15 protein-coding genes and 1 pseudogene are annotated in these 21,048 nt (G+C 55.7%); 5 read left to right on the forward strand and 11 right to left on the reverse strand.

Annotated elements, in window-relative coordinates; translation table 11 throughout:
- Window positions 1-293 precede the first annotated feature (293 nt).
- From pncB to ABLU86_RS10465, 4 genes are all read left to right on the forward strand, one after another.
- On the forward strand, window positions 294-1,496 hold the full coding sequence (gene pncB / locus ABLU86_RS10450; protein ID WP_047080107.1) for a nicotinate phosphoribosyltransferase: 1,203 nt from the start codon (window positions 294-296) through the stop codon (window positions 1,494-1,496).
- Between the two features lie 164 nt (window positions 1,497-1,660).
- Entirely contained in the window at window positions 1,661-3,061 is a 1,401-nt protein-coding gene (gene asnS, locus ABLU86_RS10455; RefSeq protein ID WP_015367451.1) for an asparagine--tRNA ligase, read from the forward strand.
- 592 nt (window positions 3,062-3,653) lie between these two features.
- The gene (gene ompK35 / locus ABLU86_RS10460; RefSeq protein ID WP_015367453.1) at window positions 3,654-4,733 is read left to right on the forward strand and encodes a porin OmpK35; all 1,080 of its coding nucleotides are present in this window, start codon (window positions 3,654-3,656) and stop codon (window positions 4,731-4,733) included.
- Between the two features lie 186 nt (window positions 4,734-4,919).
- Window positions 4,920-6,110: an amino acid aminotransferase gene (locus ABLU86_RS10465; RefSeq protein ID WP_015367454.1), complete on the forward strand. Its 1,191-nt coding sequence runs from the start codon at window positions 4,920-4,922 to the stop codon at window positions 6,108-6,110.
- A gap of 67 nt (window positions 6,111-6,177) precedes the next feature.
- Here ABLU86_RS10465 and ABLU86_RS10470 read toward each other — a convergent pair whose 3' ends face one another.
- The 7 genes and pseudogenes from ABLU86_RS10470 to cmoM form a co-directional block, all read right to left on the reverse strand.
- On the reverse strand, window positions 6,178-6,825 hold the full coding sequence (locus tag ABLU86_RS10470; RefSeq protein ID WP_015367455.1) for an MBL fold metallo-hydrolase: 648 nt from the start codon (window positions 6,823-6,825) through the stop codon (window positions 6,178-6,180).
- Between the two features lie 13 nt (window positions 6,826-6,838).
- On the reverse strand, window positions 6,839-7,390 hold the full coding sequence (locus ABLU86_RS10475) for a YcbK family protein (RefSeq protein ID WP_015367456.1): 552 nt from the start codon (window positions 7,388-7,390) through the stop codon (window positions 6,839-6,841).
- Window positions 7,391-7,642: 252 nt separating this feature from the next.
- Window positions 7,643-9,439 (reverse strand): L,D-transpeptidase, encoded by a 1,797-nt coding sequence (gene ldtD, locus ABLU86_RS10480; RefSeq protein ID WP_348796116.1) that lies wholly within the window; start codon window positions 9,437-9,439, stop codon window positions 7,643-7,645.
- Between the two features lie 184 nt (window positions 9,440-9,623).
- Window positions 9,624-14,072 carry a chromosome partition protein MukB gene (gene mukB, locus ABLU86_RS10485; protein WP_015704893.1) on the reverse strand — a complete coding sequence of 1,483 codons (4,449 nt, stop codon included), beginning with the start codon at window positions 14,070-14,072 and terminating at the stop codon, window positions 9,624-9,626.
- The gene (gene mukE, locus ABLU86_RS10490) at window positions 14,072-14,776 is read right to left on the reverse strand and encodes a chromosome partition protein MukE (RefSeq protein WP_015367459.1); all 705 of its coding nucleotides are present in this window, start codon (window positions 14,774-14,776) and stop codon (window positions 14,072-14,074) included. Before mukE ends, mukB begins: the two co-directional genes overlap by 1 nt.
- Window positions 14,757-16,079 (reverse strand): chromosome partition protein MukF, encoded by a 1,323-nt coding sequence (gene mukF, locus ABLU86_RS10495; RefSeq protein WP_015367460.1) that lies wholly within the window; start codon window positions 16,077-16,079, stop codon window positions 14,757-14,759. The genes mukE and mukF overlap by 20 nt, the downstream gene beginning before the upstream one ends.
- A pseudogene (gene cmoM / locus ABLU86_RS10500) lies at window positions 16,076-16,880 on the reverse strand (tRNA uridine 5-oxyacetic acid(34) methyltransferase CmoM). The gene mukF and the pseudogene cmoM overlap by 4 nt, the downstream one beginning before the upstream one ends.
- 121 nt (window positions 16,881-17,001) lie before the next feature.
- On the opposite strand from cmoM, the gene elyC reads away from it, so the two are divergent.
- A complete protein-coding gene (gene elyC, locus ABLU86_RS10505) occupies window positions 17,002-17,781 on the forward strand; it encodes an envelope biogenesis factor ElyC (RefSeq protein WP_348796117.1) in 780 nt (259 codons plus the stop codon).
- Here elyC and ABLU86_RS10510 read toward each other — a convergent pair.
- The 4 genes from ABLU86_RS10510 to ABLU86_RS10525 form a co-directional block, all read right to left on the reverse strand.
- Complete coding sequence (locus ABLU86_RS10510) at window positions 17,758-18,651, reverse strand: YcbJ family phosphotransferase (RefSeq protein WP_032706173.1); 894 nt, start codon at window positions 18,649-18,651, stop codon at window positions 17,758-17,760. The two genes, elyC and ABLU86_RS10510, sit on opposite strands and share 24 nt — an antisense overlap.
- Window positions 18,652-18,781: 130 nt before the next feature.
- Window positions 18,782-19,528: a 3-deoxy-manno-octulosonate cytidylyltransferase gene (kdsB, locus tag ABLU86_RS10515; protein WP_015367464.1), complete on the reverse strand. Its 747-nt coding sequence runs from the start codon at window positions 19,526-19,528 to the stop codon at window positions 18,782-18,784.
- Complete coding sequence (ycaR, locus tag ABLU86_RS10520; RefSeq protein ID WP_042892909.1) at window positions 19,525-19,707, reverse strand: protein YcaR; 183 nt, start codon at window positions 19,705-19,707, stop codon at window positions 19,525-19,527. The genes kdsB and ycaR overlap by 4 nt, the downstream gene beginning before the upstream one ends.
- A 62-nt stretch (window positions 19,708-19,769) precedes the next feature.
- Complete coding sequence (locus ABLU86_RS10525) at window positions 19,770-20,999, reverse strand: winged helix-turn-helix domain-containing protein (protein ID WP_045362330.1); 1,230 nt, start codon at window positions 20,997-20,999, stop codon at window positions 19,770-19,772.
- Window positions 21,000-21,048 lie beyond the last annotated feature (49 nt).

The raw sequence follows: 21,048 nt of genomic DNA on the forward strand, positions 1-21,048 counted from the left end.
CAGTCTATTCCTGTTGCGCAGATCGCGCTATGCAGAATCTTCATCTTTTCAACGTTCAACACGAAAATCGCTACATATTGATAACACATGAGGCACGAAATGCGCTCGACCCGGCGCAAAGCTTGTGGTGTGATCCGTGTTCAATATATTAAACTAGGCCTCGCAAATGACCGTCAGCGTTACCGTCGAGCCATCGCAGCAGGACAGCACCGGGTATTAAAGGTATACTCCGCCTCCTTTTTTCTGCTTTGGTTTGAATGGAACGCCCCAGTGAGAGGATGCTACTGCGCACCATGACACAATTCACTTCTCCTGTACTGCACTCGCTGCTTGATACGGATGCCTATAAGCTGCATATGCAGCAGGCCGTCTTCCACCGCTACTATGATGTGGAGGTGGCGGCAGAGTTCCGCTGCCGCGGAGACGACCTGCTCGGCATCTATGCCGACGCGATTCGCGAGCAGGTTGAAACCATGCGCGACCTGAAGCTGCAGGACGATGAGTATCGCTGGCTGTCCACCCTGCCGTTCTTCTCGCAGGACTATCTCGCCTGGCTGCGCGACTTCCGTTACGACCCAAGCCAGGTCACCGTCATCAACGATCATGGTAAGCTGAATATTCGCCTCGCCGGGCCGTGGCGCGAAGTGATCATGTGGGAAGTGCCGCTGCTGGCGGTCATCAGCGAACTGGTGCACCACTACCGTTCGCCGGAAATCAGCGTCGGCCTGGCGCTGGAGACGCTCGAACATAAGCTTGCCGACTTCGCCGACATGACCGCCGACATCGATATGTCGGCATTCCGCCTGATGGATTTTGGCACCCGCCGCCGCTTCTCCCGCGAAGTACAGCAGGCTATCGTGCAGCGCTTGCAGCAGGAGCCGTGGTTTGTCGGCACCAGCAACTACGATCTGGCCCGCCGATTGAATTTAACCCCGATGGGTACCCAGGCGCACGAATGGTTCCAGGCCCACCAGCAGATCAGTCCAAACCTGGCCAGCAGCCAACGCGCGGCGCTTGCCGCCTGGCTGGCGGAATATCCGGATCAGCTGGGTATTGCCCTGACCGACTGCATCACCATGGACGCTTTCCTACGTGATTTCGGTCCTGAATTCGCCACCCGCTATCAGGGGCTACGCCATGACTCCGGGGATCCGCTGGAGTGGGGCGAGAAAGCTATCGCCCATTATCAGAAATTGGGTATCGACCCGATGAGTAAAGTGCTGGTGTTCTCCGATAACCTCGACCTCGCCAAAGCGGTCGATCTGTATCGCCACTTCTCCTCGCGGGTGAAGCTCAGCTTCGGTATCGGCACCCGGTTAACCTGCGACATCCCACAGGTGAAACCGCTAAATATCGTGATAAAACTAGTAGAATGTAACGGCAAGCCGGTGGCGAAACTCTCCGACAGCCCGGGTAAAACCATCTGCCACGATAAGGCGTTCGTCCGCGCCCTGCGCGAGGCGTTTGACCTGCCGCCGATTAAAAAGGCGAGTTAATTTCAACAAGGAGCCTGGCAGGCTCCTTTTTCTTTATTAATTATTATCAAATTATCCCTTTATGATGCGAATTCTGCTTGTCTGATGGAAGATGACAGGTAACATAGATATCCCCCCGTTGCAGGGGAAGAGACTTTTTTATTGGACTATATAGAGAGAATATTATGAGCGTTGTGCCTGTAGCCGACGTACTCCAGGGCCGCGTTGCCGTTGACAGCGAAGTCACCGTGCGCGGATGGGTGCGTACCCGCCGAGATTCTAAAGCTGGCTTTTCTTTCCTCGCCGTCTATGACGGTTCCTGCTTTGATCCTGTACAGGCCGTTATTAATAATTCTCTGCCCAATTACAATCAGGAAGTGTTGCGCCTGACCACCGGCTGCTCGGTTATCGTCACCGGTAAAGTCGTGGCCTCCCAGGGTCAGGGACAGAGCTTTGAAATCCAGGCCTCCAATGTGGAAGTCACCGGCTGGGTTGAAGATCCGGACACCTACCCGATGGCGGCGAAGCGCCACAGCATCGAGTATCTGCGTGAAGTGGCGCACCTGCGTCCGCGCACCAACCTGATTGGCGCGGTAGCGCGCGTACGTCACACCCTGGCGCAGGCGCTGCACCGTTTCTTCGACGAACAGGGTTTCTTCTGGGTATCCACCCCGCTGATCACCGCTTCCGATACCGAAGGCGCCGGTGAAATGTTCCGCGTATCAACGCTGGATCTGGAAAACCTGCCGCGTAACGACCAGGGTAAAGTCGACTTCGATAAAGACTTCTTCGGTAAAGAGTCGTTCCTGACCGTTTCCGGTCAGTTGAACGGTGAGACCTATGCCTGCGCATTGTCCAAAATCTATACCTTCGGCCCAACCTTCCGCGCCGAAAACTCCAACACCAGCCGCCACCTGGCGGAGTTCTGGATGCTGGAGCCAGAGGTAGCCTTCGCCAGCCTCAACGATGTTGCCGGTCTGGCGGAAGCCATGCTGAAGTACGTCTTCAAAGCGGTACTGGAAGAGCGTGCAGATGACATGAAGTTCTTCGCCGAGCGCGTAGATAAAGACGCCATCGACCGTCTGCAGCGTTTTGTCTCTGCTGATTTCGCCCAGGTTGATTACACCGACGCCGTCACTATCCTGGAAAACTGCGGCAAGCAGTTTGAGAACCCGGTGTATTGGGGCGTGGATCTCTCCTCCGAGCATGAGCGTTATCTGGCCGAAGAGCACTTCAAAGCGCCGGTGGTCGTGAAAAACTATCCGAAAGACATTAAGGCGTTCTACATGCGCCTTAACGAAGACGGTAAGACCGTCGCCGCAATGGACGTTCTGGCGCCGGGCATCGGCGAAATCATCGGCGGGTCCCAGCGTGAAGAGCGTCTCGACGTGCTGGACGCGCGTATGGCCGAAATGGGTCTGAATAAAGAAGATTACTGGTGGTATCGCGACCTGCGTCGTTACGGCACCGTACCGCATTCTGGCTTCGGTCTGGGCTTCGAGCGTCTTATCGCCTACGTAACCGGCGTACAGAACGTTCGCGACGTGATTCCTTTCCCACGTACGCCACGTAACGCCACTTTCTAATCGCGTTTCGTTAAAATACTGACAAGGTCGGCGCAAGCCGGCCTTTTTTTATGTCAATTTTCGTGAACGAATTTCAACAAACTTAAACATCAACCTTCACAATTCGTAATTATGTTACTCACTATTTCCTTACCCTTCGTACGTAGATTTCGCACCTTATGTTAAGACACAAGTGAATACACTGATTGATTTGATTATTTTTTAATCATTCTGCGCACGTTATGCAAAAATAGCGCCTGAGCAAAAAAGGGACCGAATTGAGCTAAAAAATAATCAAATCTGTCTTTAGCGAAAATATTCATAACTAATTCATATAGATATATATGAGAAGGTGACAATCTTCGCAAAGTGGAACGGAATTTTGATTGAGTTCACAAAGTTCCAAAAAATACATATTTAGTTACATGTTTTTTCTTTTCGTAACTAATTTACGATATTGGTAGCATTTTCCGGCTAGCGAAACGGCACTACCGATGGAAAGATGCCTTCAGACACCAAACTATCTTCAATAGTTCTGTAAATTTTCATTGACGGAAATTATTGCTGGCGGTGGCAAGTGTCATATAAAAAATATTAATGAGGGTAATAAATAATGATGAAGCGCAATATTCTGGCAGTGGTGATCCCTGCCCTGCTGGTAGCCGGTGCGGCCAACGCTGCGGAAATCTATAACAAAAATGGTAACAAACTGGATTTCTACGGAAAAATGGTTGGCGAACATGTCTGGACCACCAATGGTGACACCAGCAGCGACGACACCACCTATGCCCGTATCGGCCTGAAAGGCGAAACCCAGATCAACGACCAGTTGATCGGTTACGGCCAGTGGGAATACAACATGGATGCGTCCAACGTTGAAGGTTCCCAGACCACCAAAACCCGTCTGGCTTTCGCCGGTCTGAAAGCGGGTGAATACGGTTCATTCGATTACGGCCGTAACTACGGCGCCATCTACGACGTTGAATCCGCAACCGATATGCTGGTTGAGTGGGGCGGCGACGGCTGGAACTACACCGATAACTTCATGACCGGCCGTACCAACGGCGTGGCCACCTACCGTAACTCAGACTTCTTCGGTCTGGTGGACGGCCTGAGCTTTGCGCTGCAGTATCAGGGTAAAAACGATCACGACCGCTCAATTCGCAAACAGAATGGCGACGGTTTCAGCACCGCGGCAACCTACGCGTTTGATAACGGTATCGCGCTGTCTGCAGGTTACGCTAACTCCAACCGTAGCGTTGACCAGAAACGTGACGGCAACGGTGACAAAGCTGAAGCATGGGCAACCTCTGCCAAGTACGATGCTAACAACATCTATGCCGCAGTTATGTACTCCCAGACTTACAACATGACGCCGGAAGAAGATGACCACTTCGCGGGCAAAACTCAGAACTTCGAAGCCGTAGTTCAATACCAGTTCGATTTCGGTCTGCGTCCGTCCCTGGGCTACGTGCAGACTAAAGGTAAAAACCTGCAGGCTCGCGGTGGCTTCGGCGGCGGCGATGCGGACCTGGTTAAATACGTAGAACTGGGTACCTGGTACTACTTCAACAAAAACATGAACGTGTACGCGGCGTACAAGTTCAACCAACTGGATGATAATGCCTACACTCGCGCAGCTGGCGTAGCCACCGACGACCAGGCTGCGGTTGGTATCGTTTACCAGTTCTAATCTGTAGTACACCCCTTCGTGATATGCCTAAAAAGCAGGACTTCGGTCCTGCTTTTCTGCGTTACTAAGACGAAGATCGTAACTTGCAAAAACCTTCTCGCTTTTTGTCGCAAACGGTTGGCAATTTGTAAATCTACCGTTACCCTGATAGCGGATTTCCCTCAGTAATCACAATGGAACCTCGTCATGTTTGAGAACATTACAGCCGCCCCTGCCGACCCTATTCTGGGCCTGGCCGATCTGTTTCGTGCCGATGACCGCCCAGGCAAAATTAACCTCGGAATTGGTGTTTACAAAGATGAGACAGGTAAAACGCCTGTTCTGACCAGCGTAAAAAAAGCCGAGCAATATCTGCTGGAAAATGAAACCACCAAAAACTACCTCGGTATTGATGGTATTCCGGAGTTTGGTCGCTGCACTCAGGAGCTGCTGTTCGGTAAAGGAAGCGCAATTATCAACGATAAGCGTGCCCGCACCGCCCAGACCCCAGGCGGTACCGGCGGCCTGCGCGTTGCGGCTGATTTCCTTGCCAAAAACACCGACGTTAAACGGGTATGGGTAAGCAATCCAAGCTGGCCAAACCATAAAAGCGTTTTCGGCGCCGCCGGGCTGGAAGTGCGCGAATATGCTTATTATGATGCCGCCAACCACCAGCTTGATTTCGACGGCTTGCTGGCCAGCCTGAACGAGGCACAAGCGGGTGATGTCGTACTGTTCCACGGCTGCTGCCACAACCCAACCGGCATCGATCCGACGCTGGAACAGTGGCAACAGCTGGCGCAAATGTCTGCTGAAAAAGGCTGGCTGCCGCTGTTTGACTTCGCCTACCAGGGCTTCGCCCGCGGTCTGGAAGAAGACGCTGAAGGCCTGCGCGCGTTTGCCGCGCTGCATAAAGAGTTGCTGGTCGCCAGTTCTTATTCGAAAAACTTCGGCCTGTATAACGAGCGCGTTGGCGCCTGTACGCTGGTTGCCGCCGATCAAGACACCGTCGATCGCGCGTTCAGCCAGATGAAAGCGGTGATCCGCGCCAACTACTCTAACCCGCCGGCGCACGGCGCCTCCGTGGTGGCGACGATTCTCAGCAACGACGCGCTGCGCGCCATTTGGGAACAAGAGCTCACCGATATGCGCCAGCGTATTCAGCGCATGCGCTTACTGTTTGTGAATACCCTGCAGGAAAAAGGCGCCAGCCGCGACTTTACCTTCATCACCAAACAGAATGGGATGTTCTCATTTAGCGGCCTGACCAAAGAGCAAGTACTGCGTCTGCGTGAAGAGTTCGCTATTTATGCGGTCGCATCCGGGCGTATCAACGTTGCCGGCATGACGCCTGATAACATGTCGCCGCTGTGCGAAGCCATTGTCGCGGTGCTGTAATTTTCAGCCGTGACGCATAAGAAAAAGGCCGCAGACGCGGCCTTTTTTATTTCTTTGAGGTCAGGCATTACCAGACCGGCATTTCATCCTGCAGGAACGGATTATGCAGGCGCTCATACCCCAGCGTCGATAACGGTCCATGACCGGGGATAAACGTCACGTCGTCGCCCAATGGCAACAGCTTACGTTTAATCGCATCAATCAACTGGCCATGGTCGCCGCGCGGGAAGTCGCTGCGCCCTACTCCGCCTTTGAAAATCACATCGCCGGAAATCAGCAGACGAGAGGCATCGTCAAAGAAAACCACGTGCCCCGGCGTATGACCAGGACAGTGCAATACCTGCAAAGCGATATTGCCGACGGTCACCACATCGCCTTCATTTAGCCAGCGGTCCGGCTGCAACGGCTGACACTCATCCAGCCCGAACATACGGCTTTGCGCCGGCAATCCTTCCAGCCAGAACTCATCTTCTTTTTCCGGTCCAATAATTGGCACACCGTAATGTTGCGCCAGCTCGGCTGCGGCGCCGACGTGATCCAGGTGACCATGCGTCAACAGGATCTGCATCAGGCTGACGCCTGCCGCCGCCACTTCTTCCTTGATGCGCTCGGCATCGCCGCCAGGATCGACCAGCGCGGCAAGCCGGGTTTGTTCACACCAGATTAAAGAACAGTTCTGGGCGAACGCCGTGACCGGAATAATACGATAGTTCATGATGCTCCTTTCGTTACCAGTGCCGTACCGGACCGGTATCAATATGCACAAAGTTGCTACGTGGGTAGTATCCTACACCACCTGAGCGCATAGATAACGCCGCTTTGCGAATATTGCTTAAGGCAACGCCTTCAATGTGGAAATCCATCGCCTGGCCTTTGGTGTGATAGCTGTGTTTCGCTACACCACGGCTTCGTGCGCGAAGTTCATCGTTGGTATCGACGGAGCGATAACCGGAGATGAGCTGGACAGGCTTGTTGGTGCCGAGTAGTCCCTGCAGGCGGTAAAGCTGATCGAACAATCCTGGGTCAATAGACTTAATTTTGTTCGCGCGGAAATCACGGAAAAAGTGGTTAAGTCTTGCTAATTCATCCTGAATATAGCCTCTACCATCGAAAAACTCCGCCTTGAGTGATTCACCGGTGTGCAGGTTATTCAGCGTCAAAATACGCGGTCGGGGGGTCGAGAGGGTGGCAAATGCCGGCGCAGGGAGAATGGCGGCAGCACCGAGGGCAGCGCCACCCAACGCCAGCAATCTGCGGCGATTAGCGTCAAATTTGTCCATGATAATCAGGTCTACAGGTAAATGAATCGTAATATACTTTTCCGCTAAAATGTCCTTGGCTGGGTCGTATTGACCGCCGCAACACATTTTTGCGGATTATATGTATATGCACTTCTGGCGCACGAAAGGCACCTTACCGGGCATTATTGCCAACGTCAAGGCAGCCTCACCCCAGGAAATACGGGCCTTGTAGACGACCAGGGCCCGATTTCGTTCAGTGCTAGGACAACATTTTTCGCAGAACTACTTCATTTACCTGATTAATTGTTCCGCTTTTGGCAGAATTTGTGCGCTGGATCGCGCGGTGAGATCGTAATTGTAAATATCTGTTCGATATTGTGTACGTCCATCAGCGCCAACAAAGGCGGTTAAATAATATAAATTAACCGGAATATTTTGCCGAATATTGACGTAGCGCGTATCCCCCTGCTTCAGCGCGTCGGAAATGCGTGAATCATTCCAGCCCGCATCCTGCAATAGCATATTCGCCAGCTCAGAGGCTTTATTGACGCGAACGCAGCCCGAGCTCAACGCGCGAACATCTTTCTGGAACAGATTGTGGTTCGGCGTATCGTGGAGATAAATAGCATCCGAGCTTGGCATATTGAACTTATACCGCCCCAGCGAGTTGCGTGCGCCCGGCGCCTGCTGGAAACGGAACGGTAGATTCTTCTCGGTGATGGTAGACCAATCGACACCATACGGATCGATAGCTTCTTTGCTGTTCCAGCCGCGCATCAACGTATAGCCATGCTGCTCCAGATAGCCCGGATTGTTACGCACCTTCGGCAGAATATCTTTGCGCGCCAGCGTCGGCGGCACGTTCCACGGCGGGTTGACCACCACGTTGTTCAACGCGCTGCTCATCATCGGCGTTTTACGATCCGGACGACCGACAATGACCCTCGATGCCAGCACCTGACTGCCGTCCTGATAGTAGACCAGCGAGAACGCTGGAATATTGACCATGATGCCGGTGGACAATTTGCTCGGTAGCAAACGCAGACGCTGGATATTCAGCGCCAGCACCCCGGCACGCTGCGCCGAAGAGACGTTCAGCCAGTCGCGGGTGGACTGGCCGATGACGCCATCAGCGCCCAGCCCTTGCCAGGCCTGAAAGCGCTTAACGCCTTCTACCAGTTGGCGATCGTAAACGCCACGCGCGGCAGGTTTTGCTTTCGACTTCGGTTTCGCCGATGGGCTAACCACATCGCCCGGTAAGGCGATTTTCGCCGAATCATCCAGCATGCCGGTACGCTGCAGGATTTCACGCAGCGCGCCGATATCGTTACTCCACTCTCCCGGACGAAGCGAGGCGTTGCTGGTCAGTTGCGGCCACGGACGGTTATCCGCCACCAGCGTCAGCAGCGCCTGATGCATTGCTTCATATTGCGAATGTTGTGGCGCCAGTCCGGCAATAAACTGTGGTAGCGAACCGTTATCCAGCGCCAGCTGCCACTGGTTAATCACCGACAGCGGCGGCGTCGCCATTTTGTACGGCGTTGAGCCATACAGCCAACGGTTCCCCTGCATCGGAATACCGCTAATAAAATGCAGATATCCCATCATGGCATCGGAAAGCACGACATCGCGAGCCATGCCGCTGACGGACGGATCCGTCAGCAGGCTCACCCAGGTGGTGAACTGCGGCTGGAAACCGGCGATAGCGACCTCTGCCAGCTGCTGCTGGAAGGCCTGTACTGCTTCGCGGTTCTCCCACATGGGTTTCATGTCGCGGGCAGCGTATAGCGCCACCAGCGGGTTGATATAAACCGGATGATAACCCGACGGCAGTAAGGCCTCGATTTCAGCGCGGCTTTTCGCCACCGCATCCGCCGCCAGCGGCTGCTCGCCGGCCATTTGCGCGACCGCAGCGGACTGACCGTCGTTTTGTACTAATGCCGAAGAAAGATCGCCCACCGTCGCAGAGCTATCTGTGGGTATGACTTCAGGCTCTGCGGCCTGGACATTGAACAGCGGAGCAAATGCAAAAGCCAGGCTCAAGCTGAGCACTGACAATTGACGACCATACCGTTTTTTTAGCAACATCCCTTGCCCCCTGTTGACACATTGCCGCCCGCCAAATGGGGCTTTCTCTCAGTATATAAAGGCGAAAACGCTTTTGCCTTGCCAAATGTAAAGAAGTTTAAAGATCACATGTTGTAAGAATACTGTACAGAAAAACAAAAAGGGCGACAAATTGTCACCCTTTTTCCTATTAATCGACGCCCTTTCAGGAGGCGTCAGCGGTTCCAGGCAGCGCTTCCGGTACCGGCGCGGCAAAACCGCGCAGCCCGACAACGTGTACATGTTCGTGATTATTGAACACTTTACGCACCAGTTTATAGGTGGTGCCTTTTTCCGGGCTGATATTTTCCGGAGCCGCGATAATCAGCTGCATCTCCAGACGTTCGCACAGTTCGAACAGCGTGGCGATAGAGCGAGCATCCAGACGCGCAGCTTCATCGAGGAACAGCAGACGGCAAGGCGAGATATCCTTGCCGCGCAGGCGACGGGATTCATCTTCCCAGCTCTGCACTACCATCACCAGAATCGACATCCCGGTACCGATCGCTTCACCGGTCGACAGCGCGCCGGACTCCGCGCGCAGCCAGCCGTCGGAACCACGGTTAACTTCCACTTCCATCTCCAGATAGTTGCGGTAGTCGAGCAGTTCCTCGCCGATGGTTTGCGGTGTACGCTGCCCCATGTCAATCTGCGGATTCAGGCGCTGATACAGTTTAGCCAGCGCTTCCGAGAAGGTCAGGCGATTGCTGTTAAACAGATCCTGATGTTGCTCATGCTGTTCAGACAGGACATCCAGCAGCGTCGAGTGGGTCTCGCGCACGTTGACGTTCAGACGCACGCTGTTGACCTGGCCGAACGACACGCTCTGCAGCCCCTGGTTGAGCATGCGAATACGGTTCTGTTCACGCTGAATGGTCTTGCGAATGATATTCGCCACGCTGCGGGAACTGATGGCCAGCTTCTGTTCACGGTTGGTCAGCTCTTCGGTCAGACGGCTGAGCTCGATTTCCATCTGCTCGATCGCTTCCACCGGATCGTCGGTGCGAATAATATCCTGGCGGATACGCTCGCGCAGGTGCTGATAAACCGCAACGAAGAACTGAATTTTGCGCTCCGGACGTTTCGGATCTTCCGAAATACGTAGGACGTCGCGCAGGTGTTCGTTATCGGCGACCGCCAGACGCAGCGCGCCCAGCGCCTTATCCGACATCGAACGCAGTTCGTCGGCGGAGAGATAGGCCAGCTCGCGGCGGTGCAGACGACGTTCTACGCCGTTGTCTTTCACCAGACGCATCACCGCGCACCATCCCGCTTTAGCGCTCACCACCTGCTCGCGCATTTCGCAGTAATCGCGCTCCAGCTTGCGCAGTTTGCGGGTCAGGTTGTCCATCTCCGCTTCGCAGAAGGTCAACGCTTTCTCCAGCTGATTACGACGGGAGCGGTTGTTGCTCAGCTGCATATGAAGTTCATCACGACGCGCACGCGCACGCTCTTCCGCGCCGGTATCGGCGCGTACGCCGATATCCTGCAGCTCTTTATACAGATCGTTGAGCAGCTCTTTCTTGGTGTCATACGAGCTTTTCAGCGACGCCAGCACCTGGTTGTACTGGTTCAACTGCGCAACGTGGCTACGCATCGCTTCGCGAGCGCGACTGCGCTCAGATTCTGCTTGTTGCAGGCGCTGGCGCAGCTTCTCGTTGAGATCGCTGTTGCCGCTGAGCATCTCCGCCGAGTCAGAGTAGCTGAAGTGGGCGCGGCGCTGCACGACTTCCGCCAACGCGAAAGCCTGCTGACGCGCATCGCGCTGCATTTGCTGCGAATAGGCATAGTCTTCTTTCAGCTGTTCAAACTGTTCCGGGTCGCTTTGCAGTACCGAGACGATCGGTTCCAGTTTCGCCAGCTGATTGCCATGCTGCTGGATAAAGCGCGCCGCTTCCTGCGCTTCGTCCAGACGTTCCTGGATTTCATCTACGCGATCGGCCAGCGTCTCATCGGCCAGCAGGTTCAGGCGCGGCAGCAGGCGGTTCAGCGCCGATACGCCCTCTTTCGCCTGCTCGTACTGGACGCGATTCTGTTGGTTATCGCTTTCATGCGCATTCAGCGCACGCTCGAGTTCACCGCGGCGGCTATTGAGTTTGCGGATCTCTTCTTCCGGGTCGTCATCAAAGGCAACCGCCAGATGGCTACCGATGAAGCGGCTGAAGGCCTGATGCAGGCGCTGCGTTTTCTGCACGTCAAACGACAGCGTAGCAAAACGCTCGGAGAGACTTTCACGCTCGGCGTGCAGCGTTTCGATGCGGTTTTCACGGGCGGCGCGGCCAAACAGCGGCAGCGTCGGAAAACGCGAATAGCGCCACTGGCGGTCGGCAATCTTCACCACCACCGCTTTTTCCAGCTCATCGACGCTGAATACGCTGTCATCGAAGGACTGCGGATCGCCTTCGATCAGATACAGGTCTTCCGGGCAATCTTCCAGCCCTTCGAGCTGCTCCGCCACCTGTGACAGATCCGGAACCACGATCGCATGGCGCGATGGGCCATACAGCGCGGAGAAGTACGGCGCATCGTCGAGGCTAACGTCGTCATAGATTTCCGACAACAGCACGCCGCCAAAGCGCTCCGCCAGCGCGTTCAGACGCGGGTCTTCAGAGCCGCCCGGTTGGCTGAGACGCTCAATTTCTTCGTCAATGGCGCGCTTGCGGGCGCCGACTTCATCGCGCTCAACAATGGCTTCGCGCTCGCGCTCCAGCAGCTGCTGCAGGTATTCGGTGACGTCCTGGCTTGATTCAAACTGCTCACCGCACTGCTCGCACAGTTGGTTGAGGCTGTTTTGCGCCGCCAGCCAAATCGGCGCCCGGCGCATCAGCGTCTGAGTACGCGACTGCAGCTGCTCAAGCTCCTGACGCAGAGCCATGCGCTGTTCCTGAGCGTTAGAGACGCTGTCGGCCAATGAGGCAATGCGCGCTTCCAGCTCCTGATGCAGCGTTTCCAAATCGTCGATATCGTAGCGTTTGCCCTGGCGCTTACAGAATTCGGCCAGCTGGCGCTCGGCGTCTTGTTGTTCACGCAGACGCTGTTCCAGCTCGTTGAGACGGCTACGCAGCCCATGCGCCTGCTCCGCCAGATGACGCTGGTTGACGCCGTCGCGTAGTAATTCACGCGCCACATCCCAGGCTTCATTACGCGCCAGCGGCCCGTTGATCGCCGCAACCAGCTGATACGCTTGTTCAAACTGGCTGTGCGCGGTTTGCGCCACGCTCATTTTCTGTTCCAGCGACAGCATTTTTTCCGTCGCTTCCAGCTCTTTCGCCTGGAACGTTTCCAGCCATTCGTCGGCGCTGTCGGCGGTTAAATCCGGCAGGTGACACAGCGCGCGCGCGCGTTCCAGCGCCTGTAGCGCCTGATTGTACTGAATGGCGCGAGTCTGCTGCACGTCGAGCGCCTGCTGGTAATCGGCGAGCTGGCTTTTCAGCTCATCCACTTCCAGTTCGGCGGCCTCGGCGCGGGCTTCGTTCTCTTCCTGCTGGTCGGCGGCTTCCGCCACCACTTCATTTTGCTCTTCCAGACGGATCTGCAGTTCGTCGAGATCCGCCTCGTAGCGCTCGATTTTTTCCTGCTGACGCAGCGCGGTTTGTACCAGGTTCAGGTGATCGCTGGCGGCCTGGTAGTCGGCTTCCAGATCGCCTTCTGCGCCGTTGTGTTCCTGCAGCTCGCGTGCCATATCGACATGTTTGTACTGCTCTGCCGCCAGCTGCGAACGCGAGGTAAAGAGCTCGCGACGGTACTCCAGCGCTTTATCCAGATGGATGCGCCGCTCGTTGGCGTGACGCATGTAGTCCGCCGCCACGTAGTTGGTGGCTTCACTGATAAGGTGCTTAAACAGATCGCGATCGGACTGGGTAACGCGAATCGCTTCCAGCGTCATACGGTTTTCACGCAGCGCCGCTTCCATATCCTGGAATGCCTTACGTACGCCGCTGTTTTCCGGCAGCAGGTAATCGCGCAGGGAGCGGGTAATGGTGCTGGAGATCCCGCCGTACAGCGAGGCCTCAATCAGGCGGTAGTATTTGCTACGATCGGATGCTGAACGCAGACGACGCGCTACCACGCCCAAATCAAACATCAGCGAGTGATATTCGGTAATCGAGTTAAACTGTTTGAACTGCACCCCTTCCATCGCGTCGAGCTTCTCTTTCAGCTCGTTGAGGCTCACGACGCGCGCCTGGCGCTCGTTAAGGGTTTCGGTCAACAGTTGGGTCGGCTGGATCGAGGTTGGCAATCCCTGGATGGCAAATGGCTTAATATCGACTTTACGGTCGCGCCCGGCAACCTGCTGCAGACGCACGCCAACCACCACACGCTGGTGGCGCGAGTTGATCACATCAAGCACCGAGTAACAGACGCCGGCGCGCAGTTTACCGTGCAGGCCTTTATCACGCGAACCGCTTGTGGCGCCCGCTTCGGTGGTGTTACGGAAGTGCAGCAGGGTTAAATCCGGGATCAGCGCTGTGACGAAAGCCGCCATGGTCGTGGATTTACCGGCACCGTTACCCCCGGAAAGGGTGGTTACCAGCTCATCAAGATCGAAGGTCCGGGCAAAAAAACCGTTCCAGTTAACCAGCGTCAGCGAGCGAAACTTACCGCGTTCAATCATTATTCTTCCTCCCCGCTATCCGGCTGATTCTCTTCATTCTCATCATTGAGCTGCAGGTGATTCTCCAGCGCCATCGCTTCGCCGTCGCGGATCATGCGCAGCTGCGCTTCGCGCGGATCGTCGCCAACGCGCACGTCAGCACCAAAGCGGAACACCGATTCGGTGATGCGGAATTTACTGCTGTCGTGGCCCATAAACCACACCATGCCGAGGCGGCGCAGGCGGTTGAGGGACGCGCGCATTTTTTCCTGCAGCTTCTGGCGGTCGAGGTCGGAACCGGTGGAACGGTTGTTGACCAGCTTCAGCAATTTGCTTTCATCCGCCAGCGTCAGCAGCTCATCGTAGAGCTCTTGCTGAGTGAAGATGCCTTCATTAGCCAGACGTTCGGGGCTGAGGTAGAGGTAGCACAGAATTTTGCCGACCATCATATCCAGCTCTGATAATACCGAGCGCGGGATCAACGTCGTGGAGCGCGGACGCAGGTAGAAGAACCCCTCCGGCGCGCGAATCAGCTCAACGTTGTAGCGCGCGTAAAACTCTTCCAGGTAATCCTGAAAATCCATCAAAAATGCGTGATTATCCAGCTCATCCAGGCCAATGTGGCGGCCCGCACGCAGGGCGCTGTCCAGCGCCGGAAATAACGGATTGGCCAACGCCTGCGCCAGCTTAGCTGGCATCACTTGTTCAATATTTGTCAATGACATGCGCCTGTACCTTGGCTCCGTAATCATTAATCGGCTGCCATTTTGCCGGCAGTCCGGTGAAATCTGCCTGGGCGACGCCCAGCTGTACCGCCTGGTCAACAACGATTCGCGCGACGTCAAAGTGACGCGCGCGCGGATACTGCGCCAGAAACTCTCGCGCCACCAGGCCGAGATCCAGCGGCATACCCTTCTCTTTGTAGACCGCCAGCTGCGCTTCAATCAGCGCGGCCAGCTGCTCGCGAATTTCGTTGAACTCTTCGAATTCAAGGTCTGCCGGCAGCTCGCCGGTGACTTCTTCATCGCGCAGCGCCATCTCTTCATCGCGCATATCCAGCAAACGGTCGGCACTGGCATAGGTCAGCGCCCACGGTGCGTCGAAGTAGGTCTGTACCGACTGACGCAAACGCTGGGCGAAAACGCGGTTTTTATCCATATCGATGGCGGTACGGATAAATTTATGTACGTGACGATCGTAACCGATCCACAGGTCGATAGCCTGTTGACCCCAGCTGACAATACGATCGAGCTTGCTTTGCAGGTCGAACACCAGACGGTCGACAAAATGCAGATCGTCGCGCGCGATGGTGGCGTCCTGGATACGCAGCAGGTTGGCCTGTAGCTTATCGCCCGCCGCATCCAGAGTATCTTGCAATTCGCGCAGAGTGCCGGAGGTTTCGGACAGCAACAGTTCGCAGCTGGAAATCGCCGCGCGCCAGTCTTTGTTCAGCAACTGGGCGATATCGTCTTTCACCTGCTGTTGCTGCTCATCCATGATGCGTTGAGTCAGATCGATACTATCGAAGATTTCCGCCACCGAATATTTCAGCGGCGCAAAGACGTTGCGATGCCAGTGGAATTCATCGCCGCCCTCATCCGCGGAATCTGCAGCCCGCTTCAGTTCGCCGGCCACAATCGACAGCTGCATCGACAAACGCAGGGTGGAGAATTCACGCTGGCGAATATAGTAGTCGGTAATGCCAATACCTAACGGCGTCAGGCGGTAGATCGCATTCCCTTCCGTTATTTCGCTGGTAAAGCGGTTCAGCAGACGCTGGCGCACCATATCGTTGATGGCGTTATTGGCGCGCTGGCTGATGGTTTCGCTGGTCTGCTCAAACGCATCACTGACGTGGCGGAACGCGTCCACCAGTTCTCCCTCGGTCATTTCCCCTTCCAGCCGCTCGCCGTTCAGCGTGGCGACAGCCAGCAGAAAAGAGAGTCTGTCGACCGGCAGCGAGATGGAAAAATCATTTTTCCTGGCCCAGGCAACCAGTTCGGGGACTGTCTGGGAAAATTCACTCATAGTTTATCCTTGCATCTGCGGCTGTGCGCCTGGATCTTTCTTAAGCGCAGTGACATGAATATAGCGGCCCAGGCTGATATACGGCTCCTGGCGACAGTAGCGCGTTTCCAGCTCCAGCAGCGCAGTAAAGCTGTCATGCTGTTTACGTTTCTCACGCAGATAATCATGAAACACCCGCACGCCGGTTTTACCGGTTATCTGCCAACCGAGAGCTTCCAGCCAGCCGTATACCTGCTGCGGATCGCGCGGATAATCCGGCGACAGCGTGCGTTTTTTCTTTTTCGGCATGCCGATTTGCACGTAGTCGAAGTTTCCGGCGACCATATTGTGCATCAGCAGGCCGTTAGCATTGTAGAACATTAACGACAGCGCGCCGCCCGCGCGCAATACCGACCACAGCGTGCGCAACATTTCCTGCGGTTCCGCGACCCACTCAAGCACCGCATGAAACAGTATCAGATCGACGGGGCTTTCCAAATGCTGAGCAATATCCTGCGCCGCGCATTGTACAAAATGCATGTTGTCGATCACACCTTTATCGCGGGCGGCCTGCTGAGCACGAGCCACCATTTCGGCGGAAAGATCGCATAGCGTCACGTGATGGCCTAATTCCGCGACGCGGATCGCCGTTTGCCCTTCGCCGCCGCCGGCATCAAGTACCCGCAACGGCCCTGGCCCCATCTGCGCGAGCAGCGGTTCCAGATCCTGCCAAAGGATCGCCTGGCGCAGTTGGCCTTTGGTGGTGCCATAAATATTGCGCGAAAACTTTTCAGCGATGTCATCAAAATTGCGATCCTGCACGGACGACTCCACAAGCCAACACAAAACCGCTATTTTGTCATACCCACGGCGATAATGAAGCGATCTGTTATAAGATCCGTATATAACTTTGGTTATATGGTTAAAAAAGGAACCATTCGGGATGCTTTTCACTCTGAAAAAGGTATTGGGCGGCATGATGCTGCCGCTTCCTCTGCTGTTATTGCTGATGGCGATCGGCATCATTCTGCTCTGTCGCAGCCGTTTTCAAAAAACCGGCAAAGCGCTGGTTACCCTGAGCTGGCTGTTGCTGGCGCTATTAAGCCTGCAGCCGGTAGCCGATGGGTTGTTAAAACCTATCGAAAAAAGCTACCCGACCTGGCGTGGCGGCCAATCCGTTGAGTATGTCGTGGTGCTGGGCGGCGGCTATACCTGGAATCCGCAGTGGGCGCCGAGCTCCAACCTGATCAACAACAGCCTGCCGCGGCTGGCAGAGGGGATCCGCCTGTGGCGGGAAAACCCAGGCTCGAAAATGATCTTTACCGGGGCGGCGGCCAAAACCAACCCGGTTAGTACCGCCGAGGCGGGGGCGCGCGTCGCCGAAAGCCTCGGCGTACCACGCAGCGCGATTATCGTCCTTGACCGACCAAAAGATACCGAACAGGAGGCGGCTGAAGTAAAAAAAGCCATCGGCGGCGCGCCATTCCTGCTGGTGACATCCGCCTCGCATCTGCCGCGAGCGATGATATTTTTCCGCCATGCCGGACTGAATCCATTACCGGCGCCAGCCAACCAGTTGGCGGTGGAATCGGCGCTTAACCCCTGGGAACGCGCGCTGCCGTCACCGTATTGGCTGATGCACAGCGAACGCGCGATTTACGAGACCCTGGGACGAAGCTGGCAGTGGCTGAAGGGAGCGTCAGGCGATCCAGGGCAGGATTGATTTCGCGGCAAGCGAGAAACGGGCGCGATCGAAGCGCCCGGTATTCACCAGATTTTCGACTTCATCCCATAACTGATATAGCCAACGCCGCCAGACGAAAGACTCCGCTACCGGCGCCCGCTGCAGGTAGCGCCATAATAACTGCTCCCCTAATCCGCCGTCGGCAAGGCGGAACAGTTCGTACTCCCGCGGCGCCCACAGCATCATCCCCGGACCGACCATCGCCAACAGCTGATCGCTGCGCGCGTCTTTGAGCATACTTCGTAGCGTAAAGCAGCCATGGACCAGTACGCAGTTATCGTTGAAATCGCTAAACAACTGCGGCAGGCTCTCACGACTGCGGAATAAAATGCGCTTATCCTGCATCGTTAGCCCGGTGTCATGATAGAGGTTGAGCGTGCTCCACAGCATTTCTACCCGCTGGCGATACCAGTGCGGCCAGAGGTTTTCCTGAGTGCTATCGACCATCCCCACACAGCCGCCGCTATCATGCCGATGCCACGCCAGTAACCCCTCGACAATCTGATCCTGCAGCTGCTCCCAACGCTCGGGCGTGCGCGCTGGCGCTTCAACTGAAACGCCGCGTAACCGTTCAATGAGCAATACGTCAGGCCCCGGATGTTCTTCATGCGTCATGACGCCGTATACCACCGGCATACGAACGGTGCCGCTACGGGCAAGCAGCGAAATTTTCCACGCCAGCTGGCGCGCCACACCGGGCGTGGTAAAGCTTTTCGCCAACAGCGGCATCGGGTTTCCCTGCGCATCATACAGCGACCATAGCGCTGACGAGGGTTTCTCGCTAACGCACTCCACGCGGCTTAGCTTCTCGCCAAGCAGGTGGCTCAGTTCGGCTCGCAACTGTTCCATCATAGATACCCTCATGAAGACTACTGTTTTCATAATGAGCGTCTGGGGGCGACTTGTCAGCGGATAAGATCAAAAATGGGCTAATTAGCGGCAGAAATATGTCCCCTTCAGCCGAAGGGGACGGCAAGGATTAACGCAGCTCGGCGCGGACGCGCTCCAGATCTTCCGGCGTATCAACGCCGGTGCCAGGAACCACTTCCGCCACCGCGACGTGGATTTTTTCGCCGTACCATAGTACGCGCAGCTGTTCGAGCATCTCAATTTGCTCCAGTGGGCTTGGCGCCCAGCTGACGTAGCGGCGAATAAAACCGGCGCGATAAGCGTAAATACCAATATGGCGCAGCAGGGAATCGCCAATTTCTTCGCGCGATTTTGCAAAACGATCGCGATCCCAGGGAATAGTCGCTCGAGAAAAATAGAGCGCATAGCCGTCGGCATCCATGACCACTTTGACCGCATTCGGGTTAAATGCTTCTTCGGCATCGTGAATAGGCACCGCCAGCGTTGCCATCCCGCTGGTGCTGGCCGCAAGGTTTTCCGCCACCTGGCGCACGATCGCCGACGGGATCATCGGTTCATCACCCTGAATATTGACGATGATAGTGTCATCGCTGAAAGCACATTTTTCAACGACTTCCGCCAGACGTTCGGTGCCGGATTGATGGTCGGCGCGGGTCATACAAACCTCGCCGCCCGCGGCTTCCACCGCACGCGCGACATCTTCATGGTCGGTGGCGACGATAATGCGATCCGCGCCGGATTCGCGGGCGCGTTCCAGCACGTGGACGATCATCGGCTTACCGTTGATATCCTGCAGCGGTTTCCCCGGCAGGCGCGTGGAGGCAAATCGCGCGGGAATAATGACGACAAAACTCATGGCTGGCTCTCTTCAACCGCGAGCGAACGCGCTTCGTTTTCAAGCAGTACCGGGATCCCTTCGCGCAGCGGGAAGGCCAGGCTGTCGGCTTTACAGATAAGCTCTTGCTTATCCTGGCTGTAGTACAGCTTACCGTTGCAAACCGGGCAGGCGATAATTTCGAGTAAACGGTGATCCATGATTCCTCCTGATGGACCGAATAGATTTGGCAGCAGCATATCACAGGATGGTAGCCCGCGTATCACGCGGCATCAACGCCCCAACCTTGCCGCTGGTTAGCAAATAGCGTCGCGGGTAACTGGCGCAGCACAACCTCTTCTGCCCCTTGCCAGCGCGCAAAATCATTAATTGCCCGCTGGAGTCCGCTCTCCAGCCCGGCAGTCACTTTAACTCCCTCTTCCAGCCACAGCGAAAAGATCTCCAGCACGCCGCCCTTACGGTGCAACTTGCTGTCCATCCTGCCAACCAGTTTTCCCTGATGCAGCAACGGTAGTACAAAGTAGCCGTATTGCCGTTTCGGCGCTGGGGTATAACATTCCAGCCGATAGCTGAAGTTGAATAACTGCTCGGCGCGTTTACGGTCCCAGACTACCGGATCAAACGGCGAGAGCACGGCGCTGTGGCTGGCGGTTAACTTACCGCCGGATGCCGATTCCAGCACAGCTTGCAGATCGCGGTGCAGCCACATCTCACCCAACTCCTCAACCATCACCGGCACCACCAGCCCCTCATCCTGCCAGCCCTTCAGCAGCGCCGGTAATGCAGGCTGGCGTAGACGATAATAATCGGCCAGCCACTGTGGACGAAAAACGCCCAGGCTGCGCGCGCTGTTACGTAGCATAATGGACTCGGCCTCCTGACGGGAGAGCGCATCGCGCCCATCATCCCAATGCGGCATCGCACGATGGGTTAAATCATAGACGCGATGAAAATTACGCCGCTCAACGACCATCAGTTTGCCGGCGGTGAACAACCCTTCCAGATGACGTTTATGTGGTTTCCACTCCCACCAGCCGCTGGCGCCTTTACGTGGATGGGAAAAATCCGCCGAGCGAACCGGGCCATTTTGCGCAATATGCTCCAGCAACTCTTCTATGCTCGCGGCATGCTCGAGCATCCACTCTTTATGGTATTTCCAGCCCATCTTGTCGGGATTCAACATCCGGTGGCGCACGAGGGCGAAATCGCTGCGTGGCAAAAAACAGGCTTCATGCGCCCAGTATTCCATCAGTTCGCCGCTACGCAAGGAATCATCCAGCCAGTGCTGCGGATAGCTACCAAGGCGGCTAAACAGCACCAGATAAGGGCTACGGGCGACCACGTTGATCGTATCGATTTGCAGCAGCGACATCTGCTGGATGGTGGAAAGGATGTCAGTCTGGCGAGCGCGACGTCGGGGCTTTTTCAGTAACCCCTGCGCCGCAAGATGAAGATGGCGAGCCTCTTTTAGCGATAGTTGCAATACCGACATGCAGGTTCTCCGTAGGGGATTCAAGCACAGCGGCGAGCAAAGCCAGCAC

Origin of the sequence: Klebsiella sp. JN_Kp121 (genome assembly GCF_040062145.1) — a bacterium.
In the GTDB taxonomy this organism is placed as follows: Bacteria; Pseudomonadota; Gammaproteobacteria; order Enterobacterales; family Enterobacteriaceae; genus Klebsiella; species Klebsiella aerogenes.

Excerpts from the sequence above, each read along its gene's own strand:
- ABLU86_RS10475 (WP_015367456.1), bottom strand. The coding sequence starts at position 7,390 with ATGGACAAATTTGACGCTAATCGCCGCAGATTGCTGGCGTTGGGTGGC.
- mukF (WP_015367460.1), bottom strand. The coding sequence starts at position 16,079 with ATGAGTGAATTTTCCCAGACAGTCCCCGAACTGGTTGCCTGGGCCAGG.
- kdsB (WP_015367464.1), bottom strand. The coding sequence starts at position 19,528 with ATGAGTTTTGTCGTCATTATTCCCGCGCGATTTGCCTCCACGCGCCTG.
- mukE (WP_015367459.1), bottom strand. The coding sequence starts at position 14,776 with ATGTCATTGACAAATATTGAACAAGTGATGCCAGCTAAGCTGGCGCAG.
- ABLU86_RS10525 (WP_045362330.1), bottom strand. The coding sequence starts at position 20,999 with ATGTCGGTATTGCAACTATCGCTAAAAGAGGCTCGCCATCTTCATCTT.
- ABLU86_RS10470 (WP_015367455.1), bottom strand. The coding sequence starts at position 6,825 with ATGAACTATCGTATTATTCCGGTCACGGCGTTCGCCCAGAACTGTTCT.
- ycaR (WP_042892909.1), bottom strand. The coding sequence starts at position 19,707 with ATGGATCACCGTTTACTCGAAATTATCGCCTGCCCGGTTTGCAACGGT.
- mukB (WP_015704893.1), bottom strand. The coding sequence starts at position 14,072 with ATGATTGAACGCGGTAAGTTTCGCTCGCTGACGCTGGTTAACTGGAAC.
- ABLU86_RS10510 (WP_032706173.1), bottom strand. The coding sequence starts at position 18,651 with ATGGAACAGTTGCGAGCCGAACTGAGCCACCTGCTTGGCGAGAAGCTA.
- asnS (WP_015367451.1), top strand. The coding sequence starts at position 1,661 with ATGAGCGTTGTGCCTGTAGCCGACGTACTCCAGGGCCGCGTTGCCGTT.
- elyC (WP_348796117.1), top strand. The coding sequence starts at position 17,002 with ATGCTTTTCACTCTGAAAAAGGTATTGGGCGGCATGATGCTGCCGCTT.
- ompK35 (WP_015367453.1), top strand. The coding sequence starts at position 3,654 with ATGATGAAGCGCAATATTCTGGCAGTGGTGATCCCTGCCCTGCTGGTA.
- ldtD (WP_348796116.1), bottom strand. The coding sequence starts at position 9,439 with ATGTTGCTAAAAAAACGGTATGGTCGTCAATTGTCAGTGCTCAGCTTG.
- ABLU86_RS10465 (WP_015367454.1), top strand. The coding sequence starts at position 4,920 with ATGTTTGAGAACATTACAGCCGCCCCTGCCGACCCTATTCTGGGCCTG.
- pncB (WP_047080107.1), top strand. The coding sequence starts at position 294 with ATGACACAATTCACTTCTCCTGTACTGCACTCGCTGCTTGATACGGAT.